We start from the raw sequence: 20,621 nt of genomic DNA on the forward strand, positions 1-20,621 counted from the left end.
AAGGAGAGAACCACATTGAGTATGAAAATTTATATTTTAGCCATTATCAGCTTTTTAGTCGGAACTTCAGAATTCGTAATTTCCGGTATTTTGGATATGTTAGCAAATGATGTAGGCGTGTCGCTAGCGGCAGCCGGACAACTGATCACTGTCTATTCGCTTGCTTATGCTATAGGTACCCCAATTTTAATTGCAGTAACTGCGAGAATGGATCGAAAAAAGCTAATGTTATGGGCATTGAGTTTATTCTTCATTGGAAATTTGATTACGGTCTTAACCAGCGGGTACGCTTTACTGCTTGGAGCAAGAATTATACTGGCGATAAGCACAGGGGTATTTATGGTTGTTGCCCTGACTGTAGCAGCCAAGCTCGCTCGCCCTGGCAAACAGGGCAGCGCTATTGCTACAGTTCTCCTGGGCTTTAACCTCGCCCTTATTCTCGGCGTTCCGCTCGGAAGAATCATTGCAGGCTCTTATGATTGGAAAATTATTTTCTCGGGAATTGGACTGCTCAGCTTGCTCGCAATGATCGTCCTGATGCTTATGATTCCGAAATCGGAAGGAGAGGCGCCTGTTCCGATCCGTCAGCAGCTGGCTTTGTTGAAAAATCCTCGAATCTCTATCGCGCTGTCCGTCGGTTTCTTCTGGATATTTGGTTATATGATTCTATACACGTATATCACTCCGTTCCTTCTGACCGTTACGGGCATGAGCGAGCGGATGGTCAGCATTGGTTTGTTTGCATTTGGGCTTGCCAGTCTCCTGGGCTCCCAAGTTGGCGGCTACGGTGTAGATAAATGGGGCATTCCCCGCACGATGATTGGCAGCTTGATCTTTCACTCCGGTATATTATTTTTACTGACGGCTTTATCCCATTCGACCTTGTTCGTTCTGCCTTTGCTGATGCTATGGTCCTTTTTTGCTTGGTTCACAGGGCCAGTACAGATGGGCAACTTAATTAGTATGGCTCCTCAAGCTTCGGGTATCATCCTTAGTTTGAACAATTCAATCGTACAGCTGGGTATGGCAGTAGGGGCTGTAGTTGGAGGTGTCATTGTAGAAAACATGCCGCTTACGGCGGTCGGCTGGTTTGGCGGAATTGGCGTCGCAATTGCAATTATCCCGGCTATTTTCTCTTTGTCCATGCGCCGGAAATCTGCATTAGCTGAACAAAAATAAGCGTACCCGAGCATCCTTTGGAGGCTTAAAATCGGCATTAGATTGTAATCTAATACTGCTCAGCAGGTTCTATTAAAAATCAGCGTTGCCGGCAAAAGAGGCAGCGCTGATTTTTTTGCACATAGCTAATCAGCACTTGCCTATACCTCTAATGATATTTACTCATAATATACATGGTAACTGCCTAATTGTTGGACTTCATTTGTTAAATAACTCAAGGGAGTTGGATTCATGAAATCCGCAACAAAACTTACAGGAAGAGTTATTTTCAAAGGAGATCCTGGTTATGATGCTGCACGTAAAAACTGGGACCCCCATACGAATCGCTTTCCTAAAGTTTTTGTTTTTGCGCAAAAAACACGAGATGTGGCAAATGCAGTCAAGTGGGCTCGTCAGCACAATGTCCCTATCCGGCCAAGAAGCGGAAGGCATGCGCTAGAAGGTAACCTTTCACAGGTCAATGGCGGCATCGTCATTGATGTAAGTGATATGAAGACCATTAAGCTGAATAAGAAATGTTTAACTGCAACTGTCGGAACGGGCAATCGTGTGGGACGTATCGTTAGAAGGCTGGCTGATCAAGGTTATATTGCTCCATTCGGTGATAGTCCGTCCGTTGGAATCGGCGGCATTACGCTTGGCGGCGGTATCGGTCCACTGGCGCGGACGACCGGCTTAATCAGTGATCTTCTGATTGAATTGGAGATGGTGGATGCTAAGGGAAGAGTTATTGTCGCGAATCGTAAAAAGAACTCAGACCTGCTGTGGGCATCCCGCGGCGGTGGCGGCGGAAACTTTGGGATCTATACGAAATATAAGCTCAAGGTGCTTCGCGCACCGGCCTTCGCTACTATATTTCGGGTTACCTGGCCATGGGAACAATTCGAGAAGGTGGTCAAAAAGTGGCAGAGATGGGCGCCTTCAGTCGACACCCGATTGGGCACTGAATTGAATGTCGGTCCGAAAAAGGGCGGCAATGTCACAATGATCGGGTTGTTTCTAGGTTCAAAAACCGAGGCGGTTCGCTTATTAGAACCGATTACAAGCGTTGGTACGCCTACGACGAAAACAATCCGGCAGCTTCCTTATGCGAAAGTGCCGAGAAGCTTCTTATTAGCACCCGATCCGATACTCCCTCAAAAATTCAGCAACCAGTTTTCTAGCGGCTTCGGCAGACATCCTTTCCCGGATAAAGCACTAAAAGCAATGCGTACGTTCTTGGAAAAGGCGGAGGGGAATACGCCGGCAGGATTCTTCTTTCTTAATTGGGGCGGTGCGATAAGCCGTGTTGCGCCGAGAGCAACTGCATTTTACTGGCGTAAAGCTAAGTATTATGTAGAGTGGAACAGCTCGTGGGTTAAGCAATCCAATGCAGCTCGAAACATCGCATTAGTCCGTCAAACCCGCCGTAAATTGCAGCCGTATATCGTGGGATCGTATATCAACGTTCCGGATCAAGGCATTAAAAATTCGGGGCCGGTTTATTACGGTAAAAACTATGCAAGATTGAAGCGAGTAAAGGCGAAGTATGACCCTCAAAATGTGTTTAATAATCCGCAGAGCATTCCTCCAGCATAGAGGCTAAAATAAAGAAATAACACAAAAAGGTGGTTGCTTTCGCAATCACTTTTTTTGCTTTTGCCAACGGACAAGGTATACAATTTATTATAATAGGGTTTTATGAACGAACGTTCGGGAGGACAAGCCATGAATAAGGAAGATCAGGTCATGAAGGGTTTCAGAGACTTATATAATAAAATCGTTCTGCTTAATAAAGATAAGATGGAAGAAAGTCTGAAGGGCTATAAGCCTTCGGAGGTACATTGCATCGAATATATTGAAAAAAATGCGGATTCCAATGTGACGAAGCTTGCTGATTCCTTCTACATGACTCGCGGCGCCATAAGTAAACTCACTAAGAAGCTCATTCAAAAAGGACTTATTGAAAGCTATCAGAAGCCAGAGAACAAGAAAGAAATTTATTTCAGGCTTACGGAGCAAGGGAAAGTCATTTATAACATTCATGAGGATCTGCACAATGAATTTCAAGAACGGGATAAAGTTGTATTTGAGGAAGTAACCGAAAAACAATTTGACACTATGCTAAGCTTCCTAGCGAAGTATAACAGCCATTTGGATGAAGAAATCAAGAAAGTGGATTTACAAACGGAATAAATGGATAGGATCAGATAGAACGCTAGGCAGCACAATCTTTATTAGAGGGGCTGCCTTTTTAGTATCGTTATTTTGTTGACAAGGAAACAAATTGGGTATAATATTTTGTTGACTAGGAAACTAAATTAACAGGAGAGAATCATTATGTCCATCTTAAACTCGAATCATAACACCAATCAAACCGTTGATAAACACGCTTTGCTATTTGGTCTAATTTCAGTATTTCTATGCGGGATAGGCTTCAGCATCATAACACCTGTCGTCCCATTTCTAGTACAGCCTTATACAAGCAATCCGGCAGAGCAGGCTATTGCGGTTACATTGCTGACCTCTATTTATGCAGTATGCATGTTTATTGCAGCCCCTGCACTTGGAGCGTTGAGCGATAAATATGGCCGGAGGCCATTGCTTTTGATCTGTCTCACAGGTTCGGCAATCGGTTATTTTGTCTGCGGGATAGGAGGAGCTATATGGATACTATTTGCCGGCCGTATAATTGAAGGTATAACAGGCGGGAGTATAAGTACGATCTTCGCTTATTTTGCAGATATTATTCCTGCTGAACAGAGAACCAAATACTTTGGATGGGTGAGTGCGGTGGCCGGTCTAGGCAGCATAATTGGCCCAACGCTAGGAGGAATGCTTACCAAGTTTGGTTATTCAGCCCCCATGTACTTTGGAGCGGTCATTACTTTAATGAATGTTGTGTACGGGTACTTTTTTATGCCAGAGAGTCTTAACAAGAACAATCGACTAAGTGAGATTCGCTTCGTAAGACTAAATCCATTTGCACAGCTCGCAAACCTGCTTTCCATGAAAAATATAAATCGGCTGCTTATCGCAGCTTTCTTGCTATGGATACCTAATGGAGCTTTACAAGCCGTTTTCTCACAATTTACAGTGGATCTTTTCAATTGGAAGCCTGTACTGATCGGACTTATGTTCTCGATTATGGGATTTCAAGACATTCTTTCACAGGCGTTCATTATGCCGAAGTTATTGTTAAAGCTTAAAGACAAACAGATCGCGATTGTTGGCATGGTTTCGGAGATATTAGGCTATTGTCTAATTGCCCTGTCTGCATTGTTTGCATTCTATCCTCTATTAATTGCGGGTATGTTTTTATTCGGCTTCGGTGATTCGATCTTTGGGCCTTCGTTCAATGGGATGCTTTCCAAATCTGTCGATGCCAGTGAACAAGGAAGGATACAAGGCGGCAGCCAATCGATTCAGGCTTTAGCAAGGATAATTGGGCCTGTAATCGGAGGTCAAATCTATATAGCGATTGGCCATGCTGCACCTGCTTTTATGGGGATGATCCTTATCGCAGCCGCAATAGCTGTTTTGTATAATGGGATGCCTATGAATAAAGCCCATATTAATTCGGCAGCAAATTGATGGTATGATTTATTAGACGATACGGATGACGTCTTTAAGCACTTTTTCCTATGAGGATGTCACAAGGTTTATGGATATATCTCCATGTAAAGATCGAGAAGAGGCTGAAGAAATCATAAGATTTCATATCGAAGATACGGGCTGCCGCTGGGGAATATAAATTGTTGAAATGAACAACAAGAGATTAGAGAAAGGGCCATCCTGCGGAGGATGGCCCAGATACTATTTTATAGACAGTGCAGAAAGCCTTATGAATACGCTCATCTCTGCCCGATCATATATTAATGAATTTCAACCGAAATGACGGAATTCAGATTTTGAATGATCGTGAGCAGTTGTTCCCGCCCATAGGAGCGAGGAAGGCGAATAGACATCTCAAGCTCGATTTCGCCGCTTTCCTTGATACTGCTCTCGGCGTGAAAGGAGAGAATCGTAATATTTTCAGCTTTAATCAGCTGTTGAATATGGAGCATCGCGTCGGGCTCATCTTGGATACGTATGAGAAGCTGGTCAGTCTTCGGGGCAGCTAAGGAATAGAATCTGCCGTGCAGCACAATTTGAGCGAGTACGATAATGAGCGTGACACCTCCGCCTACCCAATACAAGCCAGATCCCACCGCCATCCCCACGCCAGCAGTAGCCCAGATGCCAGCAGCAGTTGTCAGACCTTTTACCGTTTGACGCTGCATGAATATCATACCGGCGCCCAGGAACCCGACACCGCTAACTACCTGTGCAGCGATCCGGGAGGGGTCGAGGGACAGGTTATCCCAATGGAGCTGATCCATGAAGCCGTATTTGGAGACGACCATCATAAGTGATGCGCCTACAGCAACTACAAAGTGAGTACGTATCCCGGCCTCTTTCATCCTGTTCTTACGTTCATATCCAATCAGTGCGCCGCATAGCCCAGCTATGACAACACGTAACAAATAAATAAGTTCCATTATCTAAACACCTTTCTTTCTATTCCATTAAAATAAACAGTTTATTCCGATTTGAAACATTGTTGCCCATTTTTTTGATGATTTCAGTTTTTTCTTTGGTAAACTGTAACTTTCAGTTGATGAATTATTTTTAACAACCACTCATGGATTGTGGTTTCTAGCAAAATTGACTTTGATCGATCGATCGTTCGATTATCTCTTAGTTCATGAAAAATAAAGCTGATAATAAGGCAGTTTCGAAAAGCTAATATGAAATTATTCCAACTATATTATAAACAGTAAAATTTATTCCATTTGGGGTTGTTATTCTACTACTGTATCGCCAGCGGCTTAGTTCGATTAATACTCTTTTTTGTTCTGTCGATTACAATTGTTGAAACTTTACAAATGATCACTCGCTTGGGTGCCTTTGATATTGACGATATCATCATTAATACAATGGGAGCAGCGGTAGGATTCTGGGCACAACGATTCGTAACCCGTAACCGTGATACATTTAAAGGGTTCGTGAAAATTGTATTAACATCAGTTGTACTTGCGATTGGAGTCATTGTCATTATTGGCGGCATCAATGAATATTTGACAAAAGGAGGCGGCGAAGTCGCGGCCTTGGAATGATGATCAAAACCCGCTTACGAATGCTGTGATGTGGGATGTTACGATTACCGAGGCAAACATAGGGCAACAGTTGATAAAAAATATTAAAGGAATATTTAAATAGTATATGAAGCCCCAGGCTATGGGAAACCTTGACGCCTAATGGTTGCGTAGAAGAGAAAAAATGAGCTGGAATGCTATCAAAGCAAAAACAGCTCATTTTTTCGGTAGGTGCGACCGTCTATCCTCGATTGGATGGGTCGGAGGGCTAGTCGTATTGCTTGCAACTATATTTGCAGTCATTTCGATTGTTCTAAATCAGATACAGAAAGCAGTAACCGAACAATTTATGAGCGTCTAAAAAGATGGGCGAAGAATGGCAGCCGAACAGAATTTGAGGATTCGGTTGCCTTGTTCCATTTCCAATAATGTTGCAAATACAATAAAAATATAATATACTCACTTCGTTGTATTTGCAACAAAACAGATGATCAAAGCGATTTTAATATAAGTTATAGAAGAATAGGAAGTGACTTTAAATGAAACACATTAAAATTGTAGAATGGGATGAGAAGTATCACAGCAGTTTTATTAATCTCTCTATAGAATGGCTTGAAAAGTATGTTTCTGTGGAAGAAGCCGATTTGCAAATATTGAATGACCCGCAAGGACAGATTTTAGATAATGGGGGTACTATCTTTTTTGCTATATCGGAATCAGATGCAGTAGGAACGGCCGCCATGATTTAAATTGACGATACTACCTTTGAATTAGCGAAATTAGCTGTGAAAGAAGAATACAAAGGTCATAAAATTGGCAAACAATTGATGGACGTCTGTATTCACTATGCTAGAGCTAACAGTGCCAACAAAATTATTCTCTTTACGAATCATAAATTAGTCCCAGCTATACATTTGTATGAGAAATATGGCTTCCATCAAGTAGTGCTTACTAACAACAAGTATATGGAAGCTGATATAAAAATGGAGCTATTCCTCACTCAGCAATAACAGCCGTTCCAGTCCGACGCCGCTAATTAAACAGCGCTCCTTTTTGCTGCCGAGCATTTGATTCATCCAATCAACAAATCCGCCATCGCCTATTTCTATTTTTTCATGTTCGTTTTCCATATAAATTTTAAAGTTGATGCCTTGGTAATACTTATTGTCTTCGTTGTCATAGTCAAAAGTAATCGTGGTGTCAGGAAGCATTGTTTGTACAACTTCAGTCATTCGTGCAAAGAAGCCATCTCCGTCTGTATACCCGCCTCTTTTTCGCAAGACAATGGATAGATTTGCGTTGTAATGTTCTCGGATTAACTCTTTATAGAACAGAAAGTGCTTTGTAATCAGTTCTATCTCACAGTTGTATGAACCATTATCTTTGCCTGAGGATACCATGCAGAATAAGCCGAAATGAGCAGTAAAACCGCTCCCGGAAAATGCCTGTGCTCGGACAACTCTCGCAGTTGCAGCATAGTGCACGGCAGGAACATTATTTACTGTCCCGCTCTTCAGCTTGTCTGCTATAATAATGGCCAGCATGTTGGAGGGATCAGAAAGGGTTTCCGTTCCGCGTAATCCACTTACCACATTATATTGGTCTACACATCCAAAAATGCTGCAGCTTCCAAGAGGCGCTGACGGTGAAAGCAGAACCGTTTCTATATCCATTTCTTTAGCTGCAGTTAATAACTGTGCTTCAAGAGCATGGAATCGGGCTGGATTCAAGTCGCTAGGGATAGAAAACCGGTTGGATCGGAATGTCTTTAAGAGATCCGCTGGAATAGTCTTTTCCGTTTGTTTTTCAAAAAGCTCTAGCAGCAGAGAATTTAAATCCGCATTTGACAAAGAAAGCAGTTTATTTAATAATTCTGGATCGCCAGTCTGGTTCAAAATCCTGTTTAGGATTGGGTTCATGCAAACCACCTCATCGTAATATATTTTTGTATTTCTAATTATAGGTGATATAAGAAATTATGTGAAATATTCTCTCGCAAACAGCAATTCATGTTATTTTATAAAAACCATATAAGATGAGGGAGCGGTAATGAAAATTCAAACGGAAAGACTAATCCTTCGCAATACTGCGATTAATGATTTGGATTTTGTAGTAAACACGGAAAAGGATAATGAAAATAAAGCTTTTATCGGGCAATGGACATTTGAGCAGCATCAACAATCTTTAACAGACAAGGATATGCTTCATTTCATCATAGAAGACAAGCTGGGCGAAAAGGTTGGTTATGTGATCCTATCCGGTTTGCTGGATTCCAACAAGGCATTGTGTATCAAACGTATTGCAATTAATATCAAAGGTCAAGGCTATGGAAAAGAAGTGATGAAAAGCATTGTTGAATGGGCATTCGAGAAAACTGCAGCCCACCGGATATGGCTTGATCTAATGGACTTCAATCAAAGAGCTAGACATATTTATGAATCCATTGGATTTGTCTATGAAGGTACGCTGAGAGACAGTTATTTTAACGGTGAAAGTTATGAATCCATGATCGTAATGTCAGTGCTAAGACATGAGTACTGTAATTCGTAGACGAATAGGGGGATCATCGTTGAAAGAATTAATATTAATCAGGCATGGCGAAGCTGAACATCTGCTGGCGGGATTAGTTGGCGGGTGGACGGATACCCGGTTAACGGAGCTGGGCAGAGCACAAGCAAAATGTACGGGGCAAAAAATATCAGAATGGTTATCAGATGCTTCTGTACGTTTATACTGTAGTGACTTATCAAGAGCTGAGGAAACCGCCCAAATTATTGGCCATATTCTTGATAAGGAGCCTGTATCCGTCGAGGAGTTAAGAGAACTAAACAATGGAATAGCTGCTAATTTAACTGCAGAGGAAGCAGATCAAGTAAGAAATCCAATAACCGAACCGGTTATTGATTGGGTTCCATATCCCGAGGCAGAAAGCTGGAGAATGATGTACGAGCGTCTGTCAGCATTTATGGACAAAATAAATAATGAAGCTAGCGATGATGTTATCGTATTAGTTAGTCACGGTAATGCCATTATTTCACTTATTCATTATTGGCTGGAGTTCTCGCCGGATATGTTTAAGGTATCATTCGATATAGACCCTTGCAGTATAACACGATTGCGGATAAATAAATGGGGCGAACGAACAGTTGCAAAGTTGAATGATACTTCCCACCTTGAAAATGCATGTTTTTCACATCTATAGTTTCTGAATATATTGACCATCATCCAACCTGATTGTTAGCTTATGCCTAAGCAGTAGACGGAATCATTTAACGTCTATTCTTAGGTTATTTGTCATTCCCCCCGAGAGAATGAATGGTATACAGATAGAATAGAAAATGAAATTCCTATCGTTAATATTTACGATTGACTACATCTGCAAAAGGTAGTATTATTTTACCAATTTAGTTTTCGTAGGAGGATATAGATGTCAAATATTCAAGCAATTGTACTAGATTTGGACGGAACTTTGCTGGGCAGTGATAAATCGATATCTTCTAGAAACTATCAGGCGGTAAAAAGATGTTATGATTCGGGAATTCATATTATTATAGCAACGGGGCGGCCGCCTAGAGCGGCTAATCAATTTTTGAAGAAGTTCCCTTTTGCAGACTATATGGTTTATTACAACGGCGCTTTAGTGACATGCAAATCTAAGCAAAGTGAGCAGCATATTAGTATCCCTACGGAAATCAGTCAACAGATTACTAATTTCATAGAACGGCAAGTATCTCAATCGTTTATCTCATACGAGGTTAACGACTCATGTTATACGTGCAGACCCATTCCCGACTCCCAGTACGCTCAATTAGGCATCCGCTCGAATGATCCGAAACCTCAGGTTGTTGATAAAGCGTCTATTCATTCGCTTTCCCCGACTAAAATATTGGTTTTGGGCTGCAGCAATGGGAAGGATATATGCGAGCAATTCGGTGAGCAGGTGAACGTAATTGCAACCGATGGAGGAGTACTGATCCAAATTATGCATAAATCAGCCTCTAAGGAAAAAGCCGTGCAATGGGTGTTAAGCGATATCGGAGTCAAGTCAGAACATGTAATGGTGTTTGGGGATGACTATAACGATTTAGGCCTATTTCATATGTCCGGATTTCCGGTCGCCATGGAAAACGCCATATTAGAACTGAAAAATAATGCAGCTCATGTAACCGCTTCAAATGATAATGATGGTGTTGCTGTTGCCATTGAGAGATTCGTAGTGTAGTTAACTAGTTTTGAGCACTCTATAAGGAGGTCGTACGAATGGCGTTTCCGACACATATTGTATCAGCAGGCGGGTTTGTAGAAGATGGGCACGGTAATATTTTATTAGTAAAAGCTCATGATGATGGCTGGGTGTATCCTGGAGGGATAACCGAAGTTGGGGAAAATCTGATTGACGGTGTCATTCGTGAAATTAAAGAGGAAAGTGGAATAGACGCCACGGTCAGCCATTTAATTAGTGTAGTCTCCAATACAGCGATCCATAAATGGTATGACGGTGTTACTGATGTTCCTACGAAGGTCATGTTTGATTTCGTATGCAAGGCTGTCGGCGGCGAATTATCTGCTTCTGATGAGACGAGCGAATGCAGATGGGTTCCGAAGGAGAACGTTCTCGAATTTATCACTTTACCGGGGATTCGCAAGCGTTATGAGGCTTATTTGAATTTTACCGGCTCTGTTAATTATATGGAGTACTCCACTGCGACAACGACAGAATGCGAAGTTAAGCTTCAGAGGAATGTTTAGTTGGAACTGATAATACATACTCTTATTCACGCTGCTGCTGGTGCTAGTATCGCGTATCTGATTGGTAAACCGGATAACTTTAAACTGCGAATACTACTGCTTACGTTTGGTGCGATTGCGGGCCTATCACCGGATTTCACGAAGTATTTCGGAGACATATTTTTTCATTCTGTATTACTCGCACCAATAGCTGGATTATTATTCTCCTTCGTATTTACAAAGGTTCAACATAGTATTTCATTCATGTTAGGGTGGATAGTGTTCACTCTCTCTGTAGGGACTCATCTATTAATTGATTACATTGGAAATGGCGTTGCATTGTTTTATCCGCTAGCACAATATGAATATGAGTTCAGCGTAATCGATCGGGATGATTTATTGGTTCTTATTCCTCTAGCTGCCGCTGTGAGTATAAGTTTATTTTTCAGAAAGGGAAGAGGTGTTGTTATGGCTTGTGTCATAATCACCTGCCTTTACCTTGCTTCATTAACTATTTTTAAAATTGAACTTGAACAAGCACTTGAGCGAAGATACCATGCTGATCACGTGACGTTATTATTAACCTATCCTGATCCTTTAAAGAGGGAATGGAAGTTTATGCTAAGAACGGATAAAGCTGCGGTCTTTGGCCGTTCATCCATTATGGGCACGAATATTCGGGTTGAAGATGAGAGTGTGAAGTAATAAATGTAGAAGAACGGCCGCGTTCTTTATAATTTAAACTTCTCCTTAAGTTGTTCATCAGAAAGTTCTCCGATAACCAGTAGTTCAGTATAAGGATTCCCATCAATATTGAAGTATTCACAAAAGGCGGGCTCGGTTTTTAAACCGAGTCGTTTTTAGCTGACGAATGCGATACTGTACATCTCTTCCTGCTAAAGCCAATAGTCGATATTCAATCATCATATGCAGGAATCCATTTTGCTGGAGAACAGGAACACTTTGTCCAAAAATCTCAATAGTAAAGCCATCATAATTGAAATTGCATACAACTGCTGTTTGATTTTGTACTATGGATTGATGTATCTCAAACTGATTACATCCCCCATATAACATCTTCAGATTTTTGAGTGAATTGCGGAAAATTGTGCACTTCACAAATAATATCTAAATCGCTTTCCTCAATGTCTATATCAATTGGAATTGTACCCACCAATAATGGGGCGTAAAAAGTAAGACTTTCGAATATGTTCAGACTTGATAAGCAAATAAAAGCATTTCTTTGTCTCTCTGTACCCTGAGCTAGGTAGTGCATATTCGTCCAATTTATATTCATTAATAAGCTCCTTGCCTACGCACCCAAAAAAGCAGTGATATTTATCATATATAGTTACAAGCTTCGAGGCAGAGCGCTTCAGACTTTAGTATGGAATGAATAGGGCATTATCAGCGGTCGTACCCTTACGGGATAGCTCGCTGATAATGCTTTTTTTGTTTGCCTACTGGTATGCCTCAGACGTGTAGCTGCCCATGCAAAAACACCTGCAAGGTAGTTCCCTATCCTATGGTAGGGTCTAATTATCTTGAGGTGTTTTTACGTGCTCTTATAAGGTTAGTCACCTGTGAAAGTCTATCAGACACAGAACATTAGGACTTATTAGCACTTTCAAAATATTCACGAGTTTCTTTACGTGACTGAGGAGTCAGTACGCGGTCAAGCTCTTCGTTCAGCCATGTAAGAGTCTTATTCCGAAGCATATTGCGCATGCTTTCTTCTGCTTCCAGCATAGTTCTATTAATGACGCAGGGGGAAGCAACGGAGCATGCCCGGAAGTCTTCATCACGGCATAAGAACGTGTTATCTTTTATATTTTTACATTGAAATACTGGACTGGTACCTTCAACAGCTTCTACTACATCCCAGAATGTAATTTCTCCAGGAGGCTTGGCTAATTTATAACCGCCTTTAACACCTGGAACAGAGCTTACGATACCTGCCTTGGTAAGTTTACCAAAAACCTTGGAAAGATAAGTCTCCGAAATACCTTGAAACGCAGCAAGCTCTTTAATGCCAATAGTCGCATCCGGCGGAATATCGATTAAGTATACCAGGCAATGTAGACCGTATTCAACGCCAATACTATATTGCATACAAAGACCTACTCTCTAAAAAAGTTATTATTAATCATCTTAGGTTGATTTAAAATGCTTGTCAAATCTAGCGAGGCATTCATCTCCTTACCAGAAAATTGTTTTTGAGTCCTTATTGACAGTGATAGAAATAGGCGTTATATTGTTGACAAGGTTAATCAACGATTTACTTAATCGACGATTCAATCGATCGACGTTAAATGGATTTGGAGGAGATCATTATAAGTTCATGATTTATTTGAAGTGGAGGAAATGAATCTGGTTGTAATCGAACACCAAGGAGGAACCCGCTATGTCGACTGTTTTATACGTAACCGCACACCCGCTGGCTGTGGGAGATTCTCACAGTATGACTGTTGGTCAACAATTCATCGAAACGTACAGTAAAGCACATCCAACTGATGAAATTGTTCATTTAAATCTTTATAAAGCAGATATTCCTCAACTAGATGAAGATGTATTGACCGGTTGGAATCAATTGAAAGGCGGACAGTCATTGGAGCAATTGAGTGCTGGCTCTCAAGCTAAAGTGACTCGTCTAAATGAACTGGTCGACCAGTTTCTTGCAGCCGATAAAATTGTCATCGTAAATCCAGTGTGGAACTTCTTGTTTCCGCCTGTATTGAAGGCATATATTGATGCAATTTGCATACCGGGGAAAACTGTTAAATACACGCCACAAGGCATTTTTGGCCTAGCCACTGACAAGAAGCTTCTTCATATCCAAGCTTCAGGCAGTGTGCTCACTAAGACAGGTTTGGAGTTTAGTCATCAATACTTGTCGGCCGTAGCAAATTTCATGGGAATACCATCAATAGAAGTTATTTATATCGAGGGGACAGGGTCACGGGATCAAGCTCCTTTAATTAAAGAAAAAGCGATTCAACAGGCGTTTGAATTAGCCGCCCGTTTTTAATTATCCGCAATGAAATACATCTTATATGTGTTAGCCGGGGCATGCAGTTTCGGATTATTAGCCACTTTTGTAAAAAAAGCTTATGAGTATGGTTACAGTGTCGGCGATGTTGTGGGCAGCCAGAATCTGTTTGGTGTCAGCATGTTATGGATATTGGTGATCGTAAATAAGAAATGGAATAAGCAGCCTTCAACGGCACAGATGAATACAACAAAGCGTCAAATTTTGTCGCTGATGGCGGTGGGCACAACAACAGGTTTGACTGGAATGTTTTATTACGCAGCCTTGCAGTATATATCCGCTTCGTTTGCCATCATCTTATTATTCCAATTTACGTGGATGGGCATTCTTCTCGAAGCGATTGTAGAACGCAGGAAACCGAATAAAGCAAAGCTTGTCTCGCTCGCTATCTTGTTTATTGGCATTATTACAGCAAGTGGTTATGTAGACGGGGGACGTCAGACTATATCAGGGGTTGGAGTTGCACTCGGCTTGTTGTCCGCTATTACCTACACGCTTTTCATTTGGTTTAGTGGAAGAACAGCGAACCAAGTCATGCCTGTAAAAAGAAGTGCAATCATGTTATCTGGCTCGTTTATGCTTGCCATGTTCGTATTTCCGCCACATTTTCTTATTGATGGCTCTTTACACGGCGGTCTGCTGCCATGGGCTTTGCTGTTAGCCCTCTTTGGCATCGTCATTCCGCCCTTATTTTACGCAATTGGCGTACCGCATATTGGTGGAGGAATGGCAACCCTGTTAAGTGCAGCAGAATTGCCTGCAGCTGTTATTATGTCGTTCGCGGTGCTGCATGAATCTGTAAGCTGGCTGCAGTGGCTTGGAGTAGGGATTACGTTATGCGGTATCGCTCTGCCCGAGCTCATGAAGCGTAAAGCTTATCGATCTATTTAGTTTTTGGAATCAAGCGCAATATTTATGGTCAAAGTATCAGAGTGAGTATTTCCCAAACGATAATATCGTATAAAACGAAGGAGTGTATGAAAATGGAAATGAGATTGGATTATATGAAAGTACAACCGGAGTCTTTTCAAACGCTGTTAAAATTAGAGGGTTATGTAACAAAAAGCGGTCTTAATTCTAATTTATTGGAATTAATTAAAATTCGTGCTTCTCAAATCAATGGCTGCGCCTACTGTCTCGACATGCATACGAAAGATGCAATTGCGAGAGGGGAGACAACACAGCGGCTGTTCCTGCTTAATGCATGGCGCGAAGCTCCGTTTTATACTGAAGCAGAACGTGCGGCACTGGCTTTGACTGAAGCCGTAACGAGAATTTCGGATGCTGGCGTACCTCAAGAAGTTTATGAGCAAGTTCGTCAACATTTTGATGAAGGTCAATATGTCAACTTAATTATGGCAATTAATGCAATTAACAGCTGGAACCGTATGGCGATTTCCACAACTATGGTGCCAGGCGGATATCAGTCGGCAGTTCGTAAATAATATTTGTCACGTAATCCCTGTGCATCGATGATGGGCAGGGATTTTTGCTATGCTCCAAATAATTAGGTTCAGGGGGAACTATGGGCTATAAAATACTTCTATTTGATCTGGATGATACTTTATTAGATTTTGGAATGAATGAATCGTATGCATTATCGAAGCTGTTTCAGCAGTTTGGTTACACGTTCTCGGATGAATGGTTTCAATTATATAACTCCGTCAACAAACAACTGTGGACGCAATACGAGAATGGGGCTATTGCGCTGGACATTGTGCTGAATTCAAGATTTTCGGAAACGATGCTGAAGCTCGGTAAGGTTGTAGACGGTGTTGAATGGGAAAATATATATAGAGAGCTATTAGGTGACGGTGAACAGGTTTTAATGGAAGGTGCACTAGAGGTCTGCCGGGCGTTATCTGCGTCCCACAGGCTGTTTGTCATTACGAATGGAATTACCCGCACACAGATTAAGAGATTAAAGCAATCAGGCCTTTATCATTTCTTCGAAGATATCTTTGACTCGCAAAGTATCGGATACCAGAAACCTTCGACTCAATTCTTTGATCATGTAATGAACCATATTCCAAATTTCAATAAAGAAGAAGCGCTCATCATTGGGGATTCGTTAAATACAGATATTAAAGGCGGCCAGTTGTCAGGTATTGCTACCTGTTGGATCAATAGAACCCTGCATAAGAACACGCCTGCCATTCCAAGCACGTATACCATATCGAGCCTGGTTGAACTATTACCGATTTGCTCGTTAAAATAATCCCTTGTGCCGTCTAAATTGTTACCTTTTGGTGACTATATCACAAAAAAGTGAGTACTTCCGTTTTCGCTGCGATTCATCCATACTAACGCTCAGAGGACATTCGTACGTTAAAGCTCATGCAATAATTTAGCTTCGATGTCCAATTCAATGAATGATTATATTCTAAAAGGGAGTGTTATAGATGGGAAGATTTGACGGGAAAGTAGCAGTCGTAACAGGAGGTACAAGCGGTATTGGTCTAGCCGCAGCACAACAGTTTGTACAAGAAGGCGCCTATGTATTTATTACTGGACGCAGACAAGCTGAGCTGGATGCTGCAGTGAAACAGCTTGGGAAGAATGTCACAGGCGTTCGAGGGGATATTTCTAAATTAGAAGATTTAGATCATCTGTATGATATTGTACAGCGTGAGAAAGGGCATCTGGATATTCTTTTTGCAAATGCCGGACTAGGCTCCTTGCTTCCATTAGGCGAGATTTCTGAAGAGCATTATTATAAGACATTCGACGTGAATGTAAAAGGAACGATTTTCACAGTGCAGAAGGCATTGCCTTTGTTCCCCAACAAAAAAGGATCGATAATTGTGACTGGATCTACTGCTGGCTCGTCAGGCATACCTGCATTCAGTATATATGGCGCCTCTAAGGCAGCGATAAGACAACTCGTCCGCAGTTGGATTCTTGATCTTAAGGGAACTGAAATTCGTGTCAATGTTCTGAGTCCTGGTACAGTAGTAACGCCAGCTTACGATGAGTTGTTTGGTGCTAATCTAGAGGCCTTTCTGGAACAATCGAAAAATGAAATTCCATTAGGCAGGGTAGGGAAGGCTGAAGAGATCGCAAATGCGGTCTTGTATCTGGCTTCCAATGAAAGCAGTTATATTAACGGTATTGAATTGTTCGCAGACGGAGGTATAGCACAAATTTAACTGAGAGATACTAATCCGTATCAAGCTAAGGATAATATCATAAATGCTAGATTGTATCCCAACCAGACTTCGCATAATCTACAGGTCCAGTGCAGTCTGGCGGGGATTAAATGCGAGAGAGCTGGTGTATCCAAGTGAAAACTTTCTACTGCGAGCTGGAATTGACTCTGGAGGTTATTGGAGGGAAATGGAAGGGGCTCCTTCTCTACTATTTAATTAAAGGGCCGAAGAGAACAAGTGAACTCAAACGACTCATGCCCAACACTACACAAAAAATGCTGATTCAAACGCTTCGGGAGCTGGAGTCTGACGGACTGATCCGCAGGAGGATGTACCCTCAAGTGCCTCCGAAAGTAGAATATTCAACGACAGAGCTGGGACAATCGCTTGAACCTATGCTCAGAACACTTTGCAGTTGGGGAGCGGTTTATGCAGAACAGACCTTCGCTCCGGGAGAAATCGAAATTTTAAATTTAGATTAATCACAACTGGAAAACAGACTCGTTCCAACGCCAGCCACAGCGTAGAACGAGTCTGTTTTCTAGTTTATTCGTCATCTTGAGATTGGACGAGAACGGAAGCTGTAGCATTCTTTGAACCTGTCGTATCACTGCGGCCTGTTACTGTGTTCACGATGATCGTGTCCTCCTCTACTTCGGGCGCAATGAACGGAATACGAATAGTGATGATAGAGCCAATTCGGAACCGAGCTGTCCGCAGGCTTAGTCCCAATAGCGAATCTTCAATTATAAAGTTGGTAAGCTCGATATTTCCATTATTTTCAACCCGGATTGTAAAGAATACGGTCTCACCAGCCGTCACAATCGGCCGATCGACGGACTTGCGGATGTTAAAATCGGCAATCGTAACGCACTAGGTATGTGAGGAGATTGTTGCATATACGTATCTATGCTTAAATGGGGAGCTTGCCGTTCGGCAGCTCCTTTTTTTGGTATATTTAAGAAATGAACAGTATTTTACTAAAAATATCGAACAAAAAATAGTTATGGATTGTCTATATATAGAGGTGATGAGAATTGATGGAAGGTTCCCTTAGATATCTGGAAAATTTAGATGCCTTGTCATTCGAAAGGCTTATGAGAGATTATGGGCAAGAGGTTTGGAATTTTGCTTATTCAATCGTCAAAAATCATAGTATGGCCGACGATATTACGCAGGATGTGTTTCTGCAGGTGTTTAGTCACGTAACTTCGTTCCGAAACGAGTCCTCTATAAAGACGTGGCTGCTAAAAATTACACGAAACATCAGTTATAACTACCGCAAGGCAGCCTTTATTCGAAAAGTATTTTTAGTCGGGAAAGTAGTAGTGACCGAAAACAACATATCAGCAGAACAATCCTATTTCGAGAAAGAGGCAACAAATGATGTATGGAAACACGTATTTAAATTGCCTGTGAAGTTGAGGGAAACCGTTATTTTACACGCTAATTATCAACTATCCATAGCTGAAATTGCTAAAGTATTGGATATTCCTCAAGGAACAGTAAGATCACGATTGTTCGAAGCCCGAAAGAAAATGAATGTACGATTAGGGGAGGTTTTATGAAATGAAACATTCAGATCCTGATTGGTATAAATTTTTACAGGCCGATATTGTTAAGGAAAAGAGATTTAATAATGACCTCATGCATAAAATTAGGTTGCGTACTATGCAGGAAGAAAGTTTGCGCAAGAAGAACAGAAGACGCCGAATGATTTTTGCAAGTCTAGCATGTCTAATCCTAGTTGCGGCCATTCTTTTCACATCAAGCGGAACAGATATTTTTCATTCAATTAACAATGAATTTGATGTGAAAAACTCAAGTTCCACAATTACGAATTCTGAACAAGGACCTCAGCATAATAGGCATGAAACACAAGGCGGACTAGCAGATACAGTAGAAGAACTACCTCTTCAATATAATAATCAAGGTGAACAGCCATTAGGTCCGATCGACTTATCTGAAGTTCCAGACAATGAAATTTTTATACCCAGACTAATTAAGATCCCAGGCTCCTCCGAGAAAGAGTCAGAAACAATAATTGAACCAACTATCTCTGCTGTAAATATGGAAGATGTGGGTATTATTCTAAGAACGTCTTTTTTCACGACAAGCGGTGTGAATTTAAGGATAGTCCAGGCACCTGCAACAATGAATGAAGATGAAACGGTTCAATCTTTATTAAATAATTCTTATCCATTAGAAGAAAAGGAACAGACCAAAATAAATGGACATGTAGTTATTTATGTTGATGGGGGAGAACGAGCAGTTGCTCATTTAATTACCAAAGATCACTTTTTTACAGTGTCTACAACAAATGGAACAATTAAGGACTGCTTTAATGTATTGGAACAGCTCAAAAAAGAGGATGACACTTCCAAGAGTGTTCCTTCCTTAAAAAGGATAGACTTAGCTTTAGTTAATGAGGCTATTAATATACCTTTAGATTTAGCTGAGACAACTGTAGAGAATTCCAATACTCCTTCATTGAGTAATCTACAAATCATAAAACTCGTTAATGCATATGCACAACAGTCTAGTCAAGGAACTTATATATCCGCAATATATCAGCTCAGTGATGGTAAACATGAAGTAATGTTTACACAATCTCATAACATACTCGAGGATGAAGAAGCTGCAGTTGAAGATACGAAATCTTGGTATAACCCAAACGATGTTAAAGTTGTTGAGATTAACGGTCATTCTGCAGTCATAGAAGATTCTCCTGATCGTAAACTCGTACATTTAATTACAGATACTCATTTCTATGTAGTTGCATCCCCAGGAATACAAAACATTGAGTATTTAATTGAATTAGCAGGAAAAATTAAGCTGCCTTAACTAGCTGTCGTTCAGATTCTGTGCGCAACTTGACCTAATCAAGGTTCTTCAAGGTCAATGGACGGGTATTTTCTGCAATAAATCATTTGAAAACGCAAAGGTTCTGTGCTATCCTTGTCACTAATATAAATTGCGATGAAGAGAAAAAGTACGAGGGTTCTTATGTCCAGAGAGCAAAGGAATCGCTGAAACCTTTGCCATAATCCTTTGTACGCAGTCATCTCTGAGCTTTTGATCGAAAGTCGAATCGGGACAATGGTTCGAATGAGTAGGCTCAAACGGAATGGCACACGTTACCGTGCTGCAGGTAAGGGCAACCTTACCTCATGAGGCTGGACTCGTAAAATTTCCGGCAAATCAGGGTGGTACCACGAAAAGTTCCCCTTTCGTCCCTTCAGGTATGACAGTCTTTACTGTCGTCTGAGGATGAAAGGGGTTATTTGTTTTTACAGACCTAGAAAGCGATGAAGAGAATAAAGTACGAAGGCTCTTATGTCCAGAGAGCAAAGGAAACGCTGAAACCTTTGCCATAATCCTTTGTACGCAGTCATCTCT

26 protein-coding genes, 1 pseudogene and 1 other annotated feature are annotated in these 20,621 nt (G+C 41.3%); of the genes and pseudogenes, 20 read left to right on the forward strand and 7 right to left on the reverse strand.

The genetic code is table 11. From position 1 onward, the window contains the following. The first annotated feature begins 21 nt into the window (after nucleotides 1-21). From TY10_RS05205 to TY10_RS05220, 4 genes are all read left to right on the forward strand, one after another. Nucleotides 22-1,179 (forward strand): MFS transporter, encoded by a 1,158-nt coding sequence (locus tag TY10_RS05205; RefSeq protein WP_042161265.1) that lies wholly within the window; start codon nucleotides 22-24, stop codon nucleotides 1,177-1,179. 231 nt (nucleotides 1,180-1,410) lie between these two features. Beyond that, on the forward strand, nucleotides 1,411-2,757 hold the full coding sequence (locus TY10_RS05210) for an FAD-binding oxidoreductase (RefSeq protein ID WP_042161267.1): 1,347 nt from the start codon (nucleotides 1,411-1,413) through the stop codon (nucleotides 2,755-2,757). 129 nt (nucleotides 2,758-2,886) lie between these two features. After that, the gene (locus TY10_RS05215; protein ID WP_042161269.1) at nucleotides 2,887-3,354 is read left to right on the forward strand and encodes a MarR family winged helix-turn-helix transcriptional regulator; all 468 of its coding nucleotides are present in this window, start codon (nucleotides 2,887-2,889) and stop codon (nucleotides 3,352-3,354) included. A 144-nt stretch (nucleotides 3,355-3,498) separates the two neighbouring features. Beyond that, complete coding sequence (locus tag TY10_RS05220; RefSeq protein ID WP_042161271.1) at nucleotides 3,499-4,752, forward strand: MFS transporter; 1,254 nt, start codon at nucleotides 3,499-3,501, stop codon at nucleotides 4,750-4,752. Between the two features lie 281 nt (nucleotides 4,753-5,033). Here the strand turns inward: TY10_RS05220 and TY10_RS05225 are convergent, their stop codons facing one another. Then, complete coding sequence (locus TY10_RS05225) at nucleotides 5,034-5,699, reverse strand: MgtC/SapB family protein (RefSeq protein WP_155985705.1); 666 nt, start codon at nucleotides 5,697-5,699, stop codon at nucleotides 5,034-5,036. A gap of 300 nt (nucleotides 5,700-5,999) precedes the next feature. On the opposite strand from TY10_RS05225, the gene TY10_RS05230 reads away from it, so the two are divergent. The 3 genes from TY10_RS05230 to TY10_RS32460 all read left to right on the forward strand — a co-directional run bounded on the left by TY10_RS05230 (nucleotide 6,000) and on the right by TY10_RS32460 (nucleotide 7,306). After that, on the forward strand, nucleotides 6,000-6,317 hold the full coding sequence (locus TY10_RS05230; RefSeq protein ID WP_238327455.1) for a VanZ family protein: 318 nt from the start codon (nucleotides 6,000-6,002) through the stop codon (nucleotides 6,315-6,317). A gap of 518 nt (nucleotides 6,318-6,835) precedes the next feature. Continuing rightward, complete coding sequence (locus TY10_RS30960; RefSeq protein ID WP_202903148.1) at nucleotides 6,836-7,045, forward strand: hypothetical protein; 210 nt, start codon at nucleotides 6,836-6,838, stop codon at nucleotides 7,043-7,045. Beyond that, complete coding sequence (locus TY10_RS32460) at nucleotides 7,046-7,306, forward strand: GNAT family N-acetyltransferase (RefSeq protein ID WP_420329379.1); 261 nt, start codon at nucleotides 7,046-7,048, stop codon at nucleotides 7,304-7,306. On the opposite strand, the gene TY10_RS05240 is transcribed toward TY10_RS32460, so the two are convergent. After that, nucleotides 7,286-8,215, reverse strand: coding sequence for a hypothetical protein (locus tag TY10_RS05240; RefSeq protein WP_042161273.1), 930 nt, complete (start codon nucleotides 8,213-8,215; stop codon nucleotides 7,286-7,288). The two genes, TY10_RS32460 and TY10_RS05240, sit on opposite strands and share 21 nt — an antisense overlap. 130 nt (nucleotides 8,216-8,345) lie before the next feature. On the opposite strand from TY10_RS05240, the gene TY10_RS05245 reads away from it, so the two are divergent. From TY10_RS05245 to TY10_RS05265, 5 genes are all read left to right on the forward strand, one after another. Then, the gene (locus TY10_RS05245; RefSeq protein ID WP_042161275.1) at nucleotides 8,346-8,846 is read left to right on the forward strand and encodes a GNAT family N-acetyltransferase; all 501 of its coding nucleotides are present in this window, start codon (nucleotides 8,346-8,348) and stop codon (nucleotides 8,844-8,846) included. Nucleotides 8,847-8,865: 19 nt separating this feature from the next. Further along, entirely contained in the window at nucleotides 8,866-9,498 is a 633-nt protein-coding gene (locus TY10_RS28670) for a histidine phosphatase family protein (protein ID WP_052350374.1), read from the forward strand. A 225-nt stretch (nucleotides 9,499-9,723) separates the two neighbouring features. Beyond that, on the forward strand, nucleotides 9,724-10,518 hold the full coding sequence (locus TY10_RS05255) for a Cof-type HAD-IIB family hydrolase (RefSeq protein ID WP_042161277.1): 795 nt from the start codon (nucleotides 9,724-9,726) through the stop codon (nucleotides 10,516-10,518). Between the two features lie 38 nt (nucleotides 10,519-10,556). Continuing rightward, nucleotides 10,557-11,045 carry an NUDIX hydrolase gene (locus TY10_RS05260; protein WP_042161279.1) on the forward strand — a complete coding sequence of 163 codons (489 nt, stop codon included), beginning with the start codon at nucleotides 10,557-10,559 and terminating at the stop codon, nucleotides 11,043-11,045. Beyond that, nucleotides 11,046-11,729: a metal-dependent hydrolase gene (locus TY10_RS05265; RefSeq protein WP_042161281.1), complete on the forward strand. Its 684-nt coding sequence runs from the start codon at nucleotides 11,046-11,048 to the stop codon at nucleotides 11,727-11,729. Between the two features lie 26 nt (nucleotides 11,730-11,755). On the opposite strand, the pseudogene TY10_RS32465 reads toward TY10_RS05265, so the two are convergent. The 4 genes and pseudogenes from TY10_RS32465 to TY10_RS05275 all read right to left on the reverse strand — a co-directional run. Next, nucleotides 11,756-11,866, reverse strand: a pseudogene (locus TY10_RS32465) (DUF4269 domain-containing protein); the annotation flags it as partial. Beyond that, the gene (locus TY10_RS32470) at nucleotides 11,847-12,101 is read right to left on the reverse strand and encodes a DUF4269 domain-containing protein (protein ID WP_081735121.1); all 255 of its coding nucleotides are present in this window, start codon (nucleotides 12,099-12,101) and stop codon (nucleotides 11,847-11,849) included. The gene TY10_RS32470 and the pseudogene TY10_RS32465, both read right to left, overlap by 20 nt. Beyond that, on the reverse strand, nucleotides 12,082-12,321 hold the full coding sequence (locus TY10_RS29640; RefSeq protein WP_081735122.1) for a DUF4269 domain-containing protein: 240 nt from the start codon (nucleotides 12,319-12,321) through the stop codon (nucleotides 12,082-12,084). The genes TY10_RS32470 and TY10_RS29640 overlap by 20 nt, the downstream gene beginning before the upstream one ends. A 311-nt stretch (nucleotides 12,322-12,632) precedes the next feature. Then, nucleotides 12,633-13,136 carry an RrF2 family transcriptional regulator gene (locus tag TY10_RS05275; protein ID WP_042161283.1) on the reverse strand — a complete coding sequence of 168 codons (504 nt, stop codon included), beginning with the start codon at nucleotides 13,134-13,136 and terminating at the stop codon, nucleotides 12,633-12,635. Nucleotides 13,137-13,428: 292 nt separating this feature from the next. Between TY10_RS05275 and TY10_RS05280 the strand changes: the two genes are divergently transcribed. From TY10_RS05280 to TY10_RS05305, 6 genes are all read left to right on the forward strand, one after another. After that, the gene (locus TY10_RS05280) at nucleotides 13,429-14,052 is read left to right on the forward strand and encodes an FMN-dependent NADH-azoreductase (RefSeq protein WP_042161284.1); all 624 of its coding nucleotides are present in this window, start codon (nucleotides 13,429-13,431) and stop codon (nucleotides 14,050-14,052) included. Nucleotides 14,053-14,061: 9 nt separating this feature from the next. Further along, on the forward strand, nucleotides 14,062-14,964 hold the full coding sequence (locus TY10_RS05285) for an EamA family transporter (RefSeq protein WP_042161286.1): 903 nt from the start codon (nucleotides 14,062-14,064) through the stop codon (nucleotides 14,962-14,964). 92 nt (nucleotides 14,965-15,056) lie between these two features. Further along, on the forward strand, nucleotides 15,057-15,518 hold the full coding sequence (locus tag TY10_RS05290) for a carboxymuconolactone decarboxylase family protein (RefSeq protein WP_202903150.1): 462 nt from the start codon (nucleotides 15,057-15,059) through the stop codon (nucleotides 15,516-15,518). Nucleotides 15,519-15,598: 80 nt separating this feature from the next. After that, nucleotides 15,599-16,291, forward strand: coding sequence for a YjjG family noncanonical pyrimidine nucleotidase (locus tag TY10_RS05295; RefSeq protein WP_042161290.1), 693 nt, complete (start codon nucleotides 15,599-15,601; stop codon nucleotides 16,289-16,291). A 184-nt stretch (nucleotides 16,292-16,475) separates the two neighbouring features. Beyond that, nucleotides 16,476-17,222, forward strand: a complete 747-nt coding sequence (locus tag TY10_RS05300) for an SDR family NAD(P)-dependent oxidoreductase (RefSeq protein ID WP_042161292.1) — start codon at nucleotides 16,476-16,478, stop codon at nucleotides 17,220-17,222. Between the two features lie 134 nt (nucleotides 17,223-17,356). Continuing rightward, nucleotides 17,357-17,704, forward strand: coding sequence for a winged helix-turn-helix transcriptional regulator (locus tag TY10_RS05305; RefSeq protein WP_042161343.1), 348 nt, complete (start codon nucleotides 17,357-17,359; stop codon nucleotides 17,702-17,704). Between the two features lie 64 nt (nucleotides 17,705-17,768). On the opposite strand, the gene TY10_RS05310 is transcribed toward TY10_RS05305, so the two are convergent. Further along, nucleotides 17,769-18,086 carry a DUF11 domain-containing protein gene (locus TY10_RS05310; RefSeq protein ID WP_081735123.1) on the reverse strand — a complete coding sequence of 106 codons (318 nt, stop codon included), beginning with the start codon at nucleotides 18,084-18,086 and terminating at the stop codon, nucleotides 17,769-17,771. Nucleotides 18,087-18,262: 176 nt separating this feature from the next. Between TY10_RS05310 and TY10_RS05315 the strand changes: the two genes are divergently transcribed. Next, the gene (locus TY10_RS05315; RefSeq protein WP_042161298.1) at nucleotides 18,263-18,790 is read left to right on the forward strand and encodes an RNA polymerase sigma factor; all 528 of its coding nucleotides are present in this window, start codon (nucleotides 18,263-18,265) and stop codon (nucleotides 18,788-18,790) included. A gap of 1 nt (nucleotide 18,791) precedes the next feature. After that, on the forward strand, nucleotides 18,792-20,066 hold the full coding sequence (locus tag TY10_RS05320) for a hypothetical protein (RefSeq protein WP_042161300.1): 1,275 nt from the start codon (nucleotides 18,792-18,794) through the stop codon (nucleotides 20,064-20,066). A gap of 126 nt (nucleotides 20,067-20,192) precedes the next feature. Then, nucleotides 20,193-20,463, forward strand: a binding site (T-box leader). Nucleotides 20,464-20,621 lie beyond the last annotated feature (158 nt).

Source organism: Paenibacillus gorillae, from assembly GCF_000513275.1.
In the GTDB taxonomy this organism is placed as follows: domain Bacteria; phylum Bacillota; class Bacilli; order Paenibacillales; family Paenibacillaceae; genus Pristimantibacillus; species Pristimantibacillus gorillae.

What these genes read in the sequence shown, in the direction of transcription:
- TY10_RS05220 (WP_042161271.1), top strand. Translation starts at nt 3,499, where the DNA reads ATGTCCATCTTAAACTCGAATCATAACACCAATCAAACCGTTGATAAA.
- TY10_RS05245 (WP_042161275.1), top strand. Translation starts at nt 8,346, where the DNA reads ATGAAAATTCAAACGGAAAGACTAATCCTTCGCAATACTGCGATTAAT.
- TY10_RS05210 (WP_042161267.1), top strand. Translation starts at nt 1,411, where the DNA reads ATGAAATCCGCAACAAAACTTACAGGAAGAGTTATTTTCAAAGGAGAT.
- TY10_RS05260 (WP_042161279.1), top strand. Translation starts at nt 10,557, where the DNA reads ATGGCGTTTCCGACACATATTGTATCAGCAGGCGGGTTTGTAGAAGAT.
- TY10_RS05255 (WP_042161277.1), top strand. Translation starts at nt 9,724, where the DNA reads ATGTCAAATATTCAAGCAATTGTACTAGATTTGGACGGAACTTTGCTG.
- TY10_RS05300 (WP_042161292.1), top strand. Translation starts at nt 16,476, where the DNA reads ATGGGAAGATTTGACGGGAAAGTAGCAGTCGTAACAGGAGGTACAAGC.
- TY10_RS05285 (WP_042161286.1), top strand. Translation starts at nt 14,062, where the DNA reads ATGAAATACATCTTATATGTGTTAGCCGGGGCATGCAGTTTCGGATTA.
- TY10_RS05275 (WP_042161283.1), bottom strand. Translation starts at nt 13,136, where the DNA reads ATGCAATATAGTATTGGCGTTGAATACGGTCTACATTGCCTGGTATAC.
- TY10_RS05215 (WP_042161269.1), top strand. Translation starts at nt 2,887, where the DNA reads ATGAATAAGGAAGATCAGGTCATGAAGGGTTTCAGAGACTTATATAAT.
- TY10_RS05280 (WP_042161284.1), top strand. Translation starts at nt 13,429, where the DNA reads ATGTCGACTGTTTTATACGTAACCGCACACCCGCTGGCTGTGGGAGAT.
- TY10_RS05320 (WP_042161300.1), top strand. Translation starts at nt 18,792, where the DNA reads ATGAAACATTCAGATCCTGATTGGTATAAATTTTTACAGGCCGATATT.
- TY10_RS29640 (WP_081735122.1), bottom strand. Translation starts at nt 12,321, where the DNA reads ATGAATATAAATTGGACGAATATGCACTACCTAGCTCAGGGTACAGAG.
- TY10_RS32470 (WP_081735121.1), bottom strand. Translation starts at nt 12,101, where the DNA reads ATGTTATATGGGGGATGTAATCAGTTTGAGATACATCAATCCATAGTA.
- TY10_RS30960 (WP_202903148.1), top strand. Translation starts at nt 6,836, where the DNA reads ATGAAACACATTAAAATTGTAGAATGGGATGAGAAGTATCACAGCAGT.
- TY10_RS05225 (WP_155985705.1), bottom strand. Translation starts at nt 5,699, where the DNA reads ATGGAACTTATTTATTTGTTACGTGTTGTCATAGCTGGGCTATGCGGC.
- TY10_RS05295 (WP_042161290.1), top strand. Translation starts at nt 15,599, where the DNA reads ATGGGCTATAAAATACTTCTATTTGATCTGGATGATACTTTATTAGAT.
- TY10_RS05240 (WP_042161273.1), bottom strand. Translation starts at nt 8,215, where the DNA reads ATGAACCCAATCCTAAACAGGATTTTGAACCAGACTGGCGATCCAGAA.
- TY10_RS05315 (WP_042161298.1), top strand. Translation starts at nt 18,263, where the DNA reads ATGGAAGGTTCCCTTAGATATCTGGAAAATTTAGATGCCTTGTCATTC.
- TY10_RS05205 (WP_042161265.1), top strand. Translation starts at nt 22, where the DNA reads ATGAAAATTTATATTTTAGCCATTATCAGCTTTTTAGTCGGAACTTCA.
- TY10_RS05290 (WP_202903150.1), top strand. Translation starts at nt 15,057, where the DNA reads ATGGAAATGAGATTGGATTATATGAAAGTACAACCGGAGTCTTTTCAA.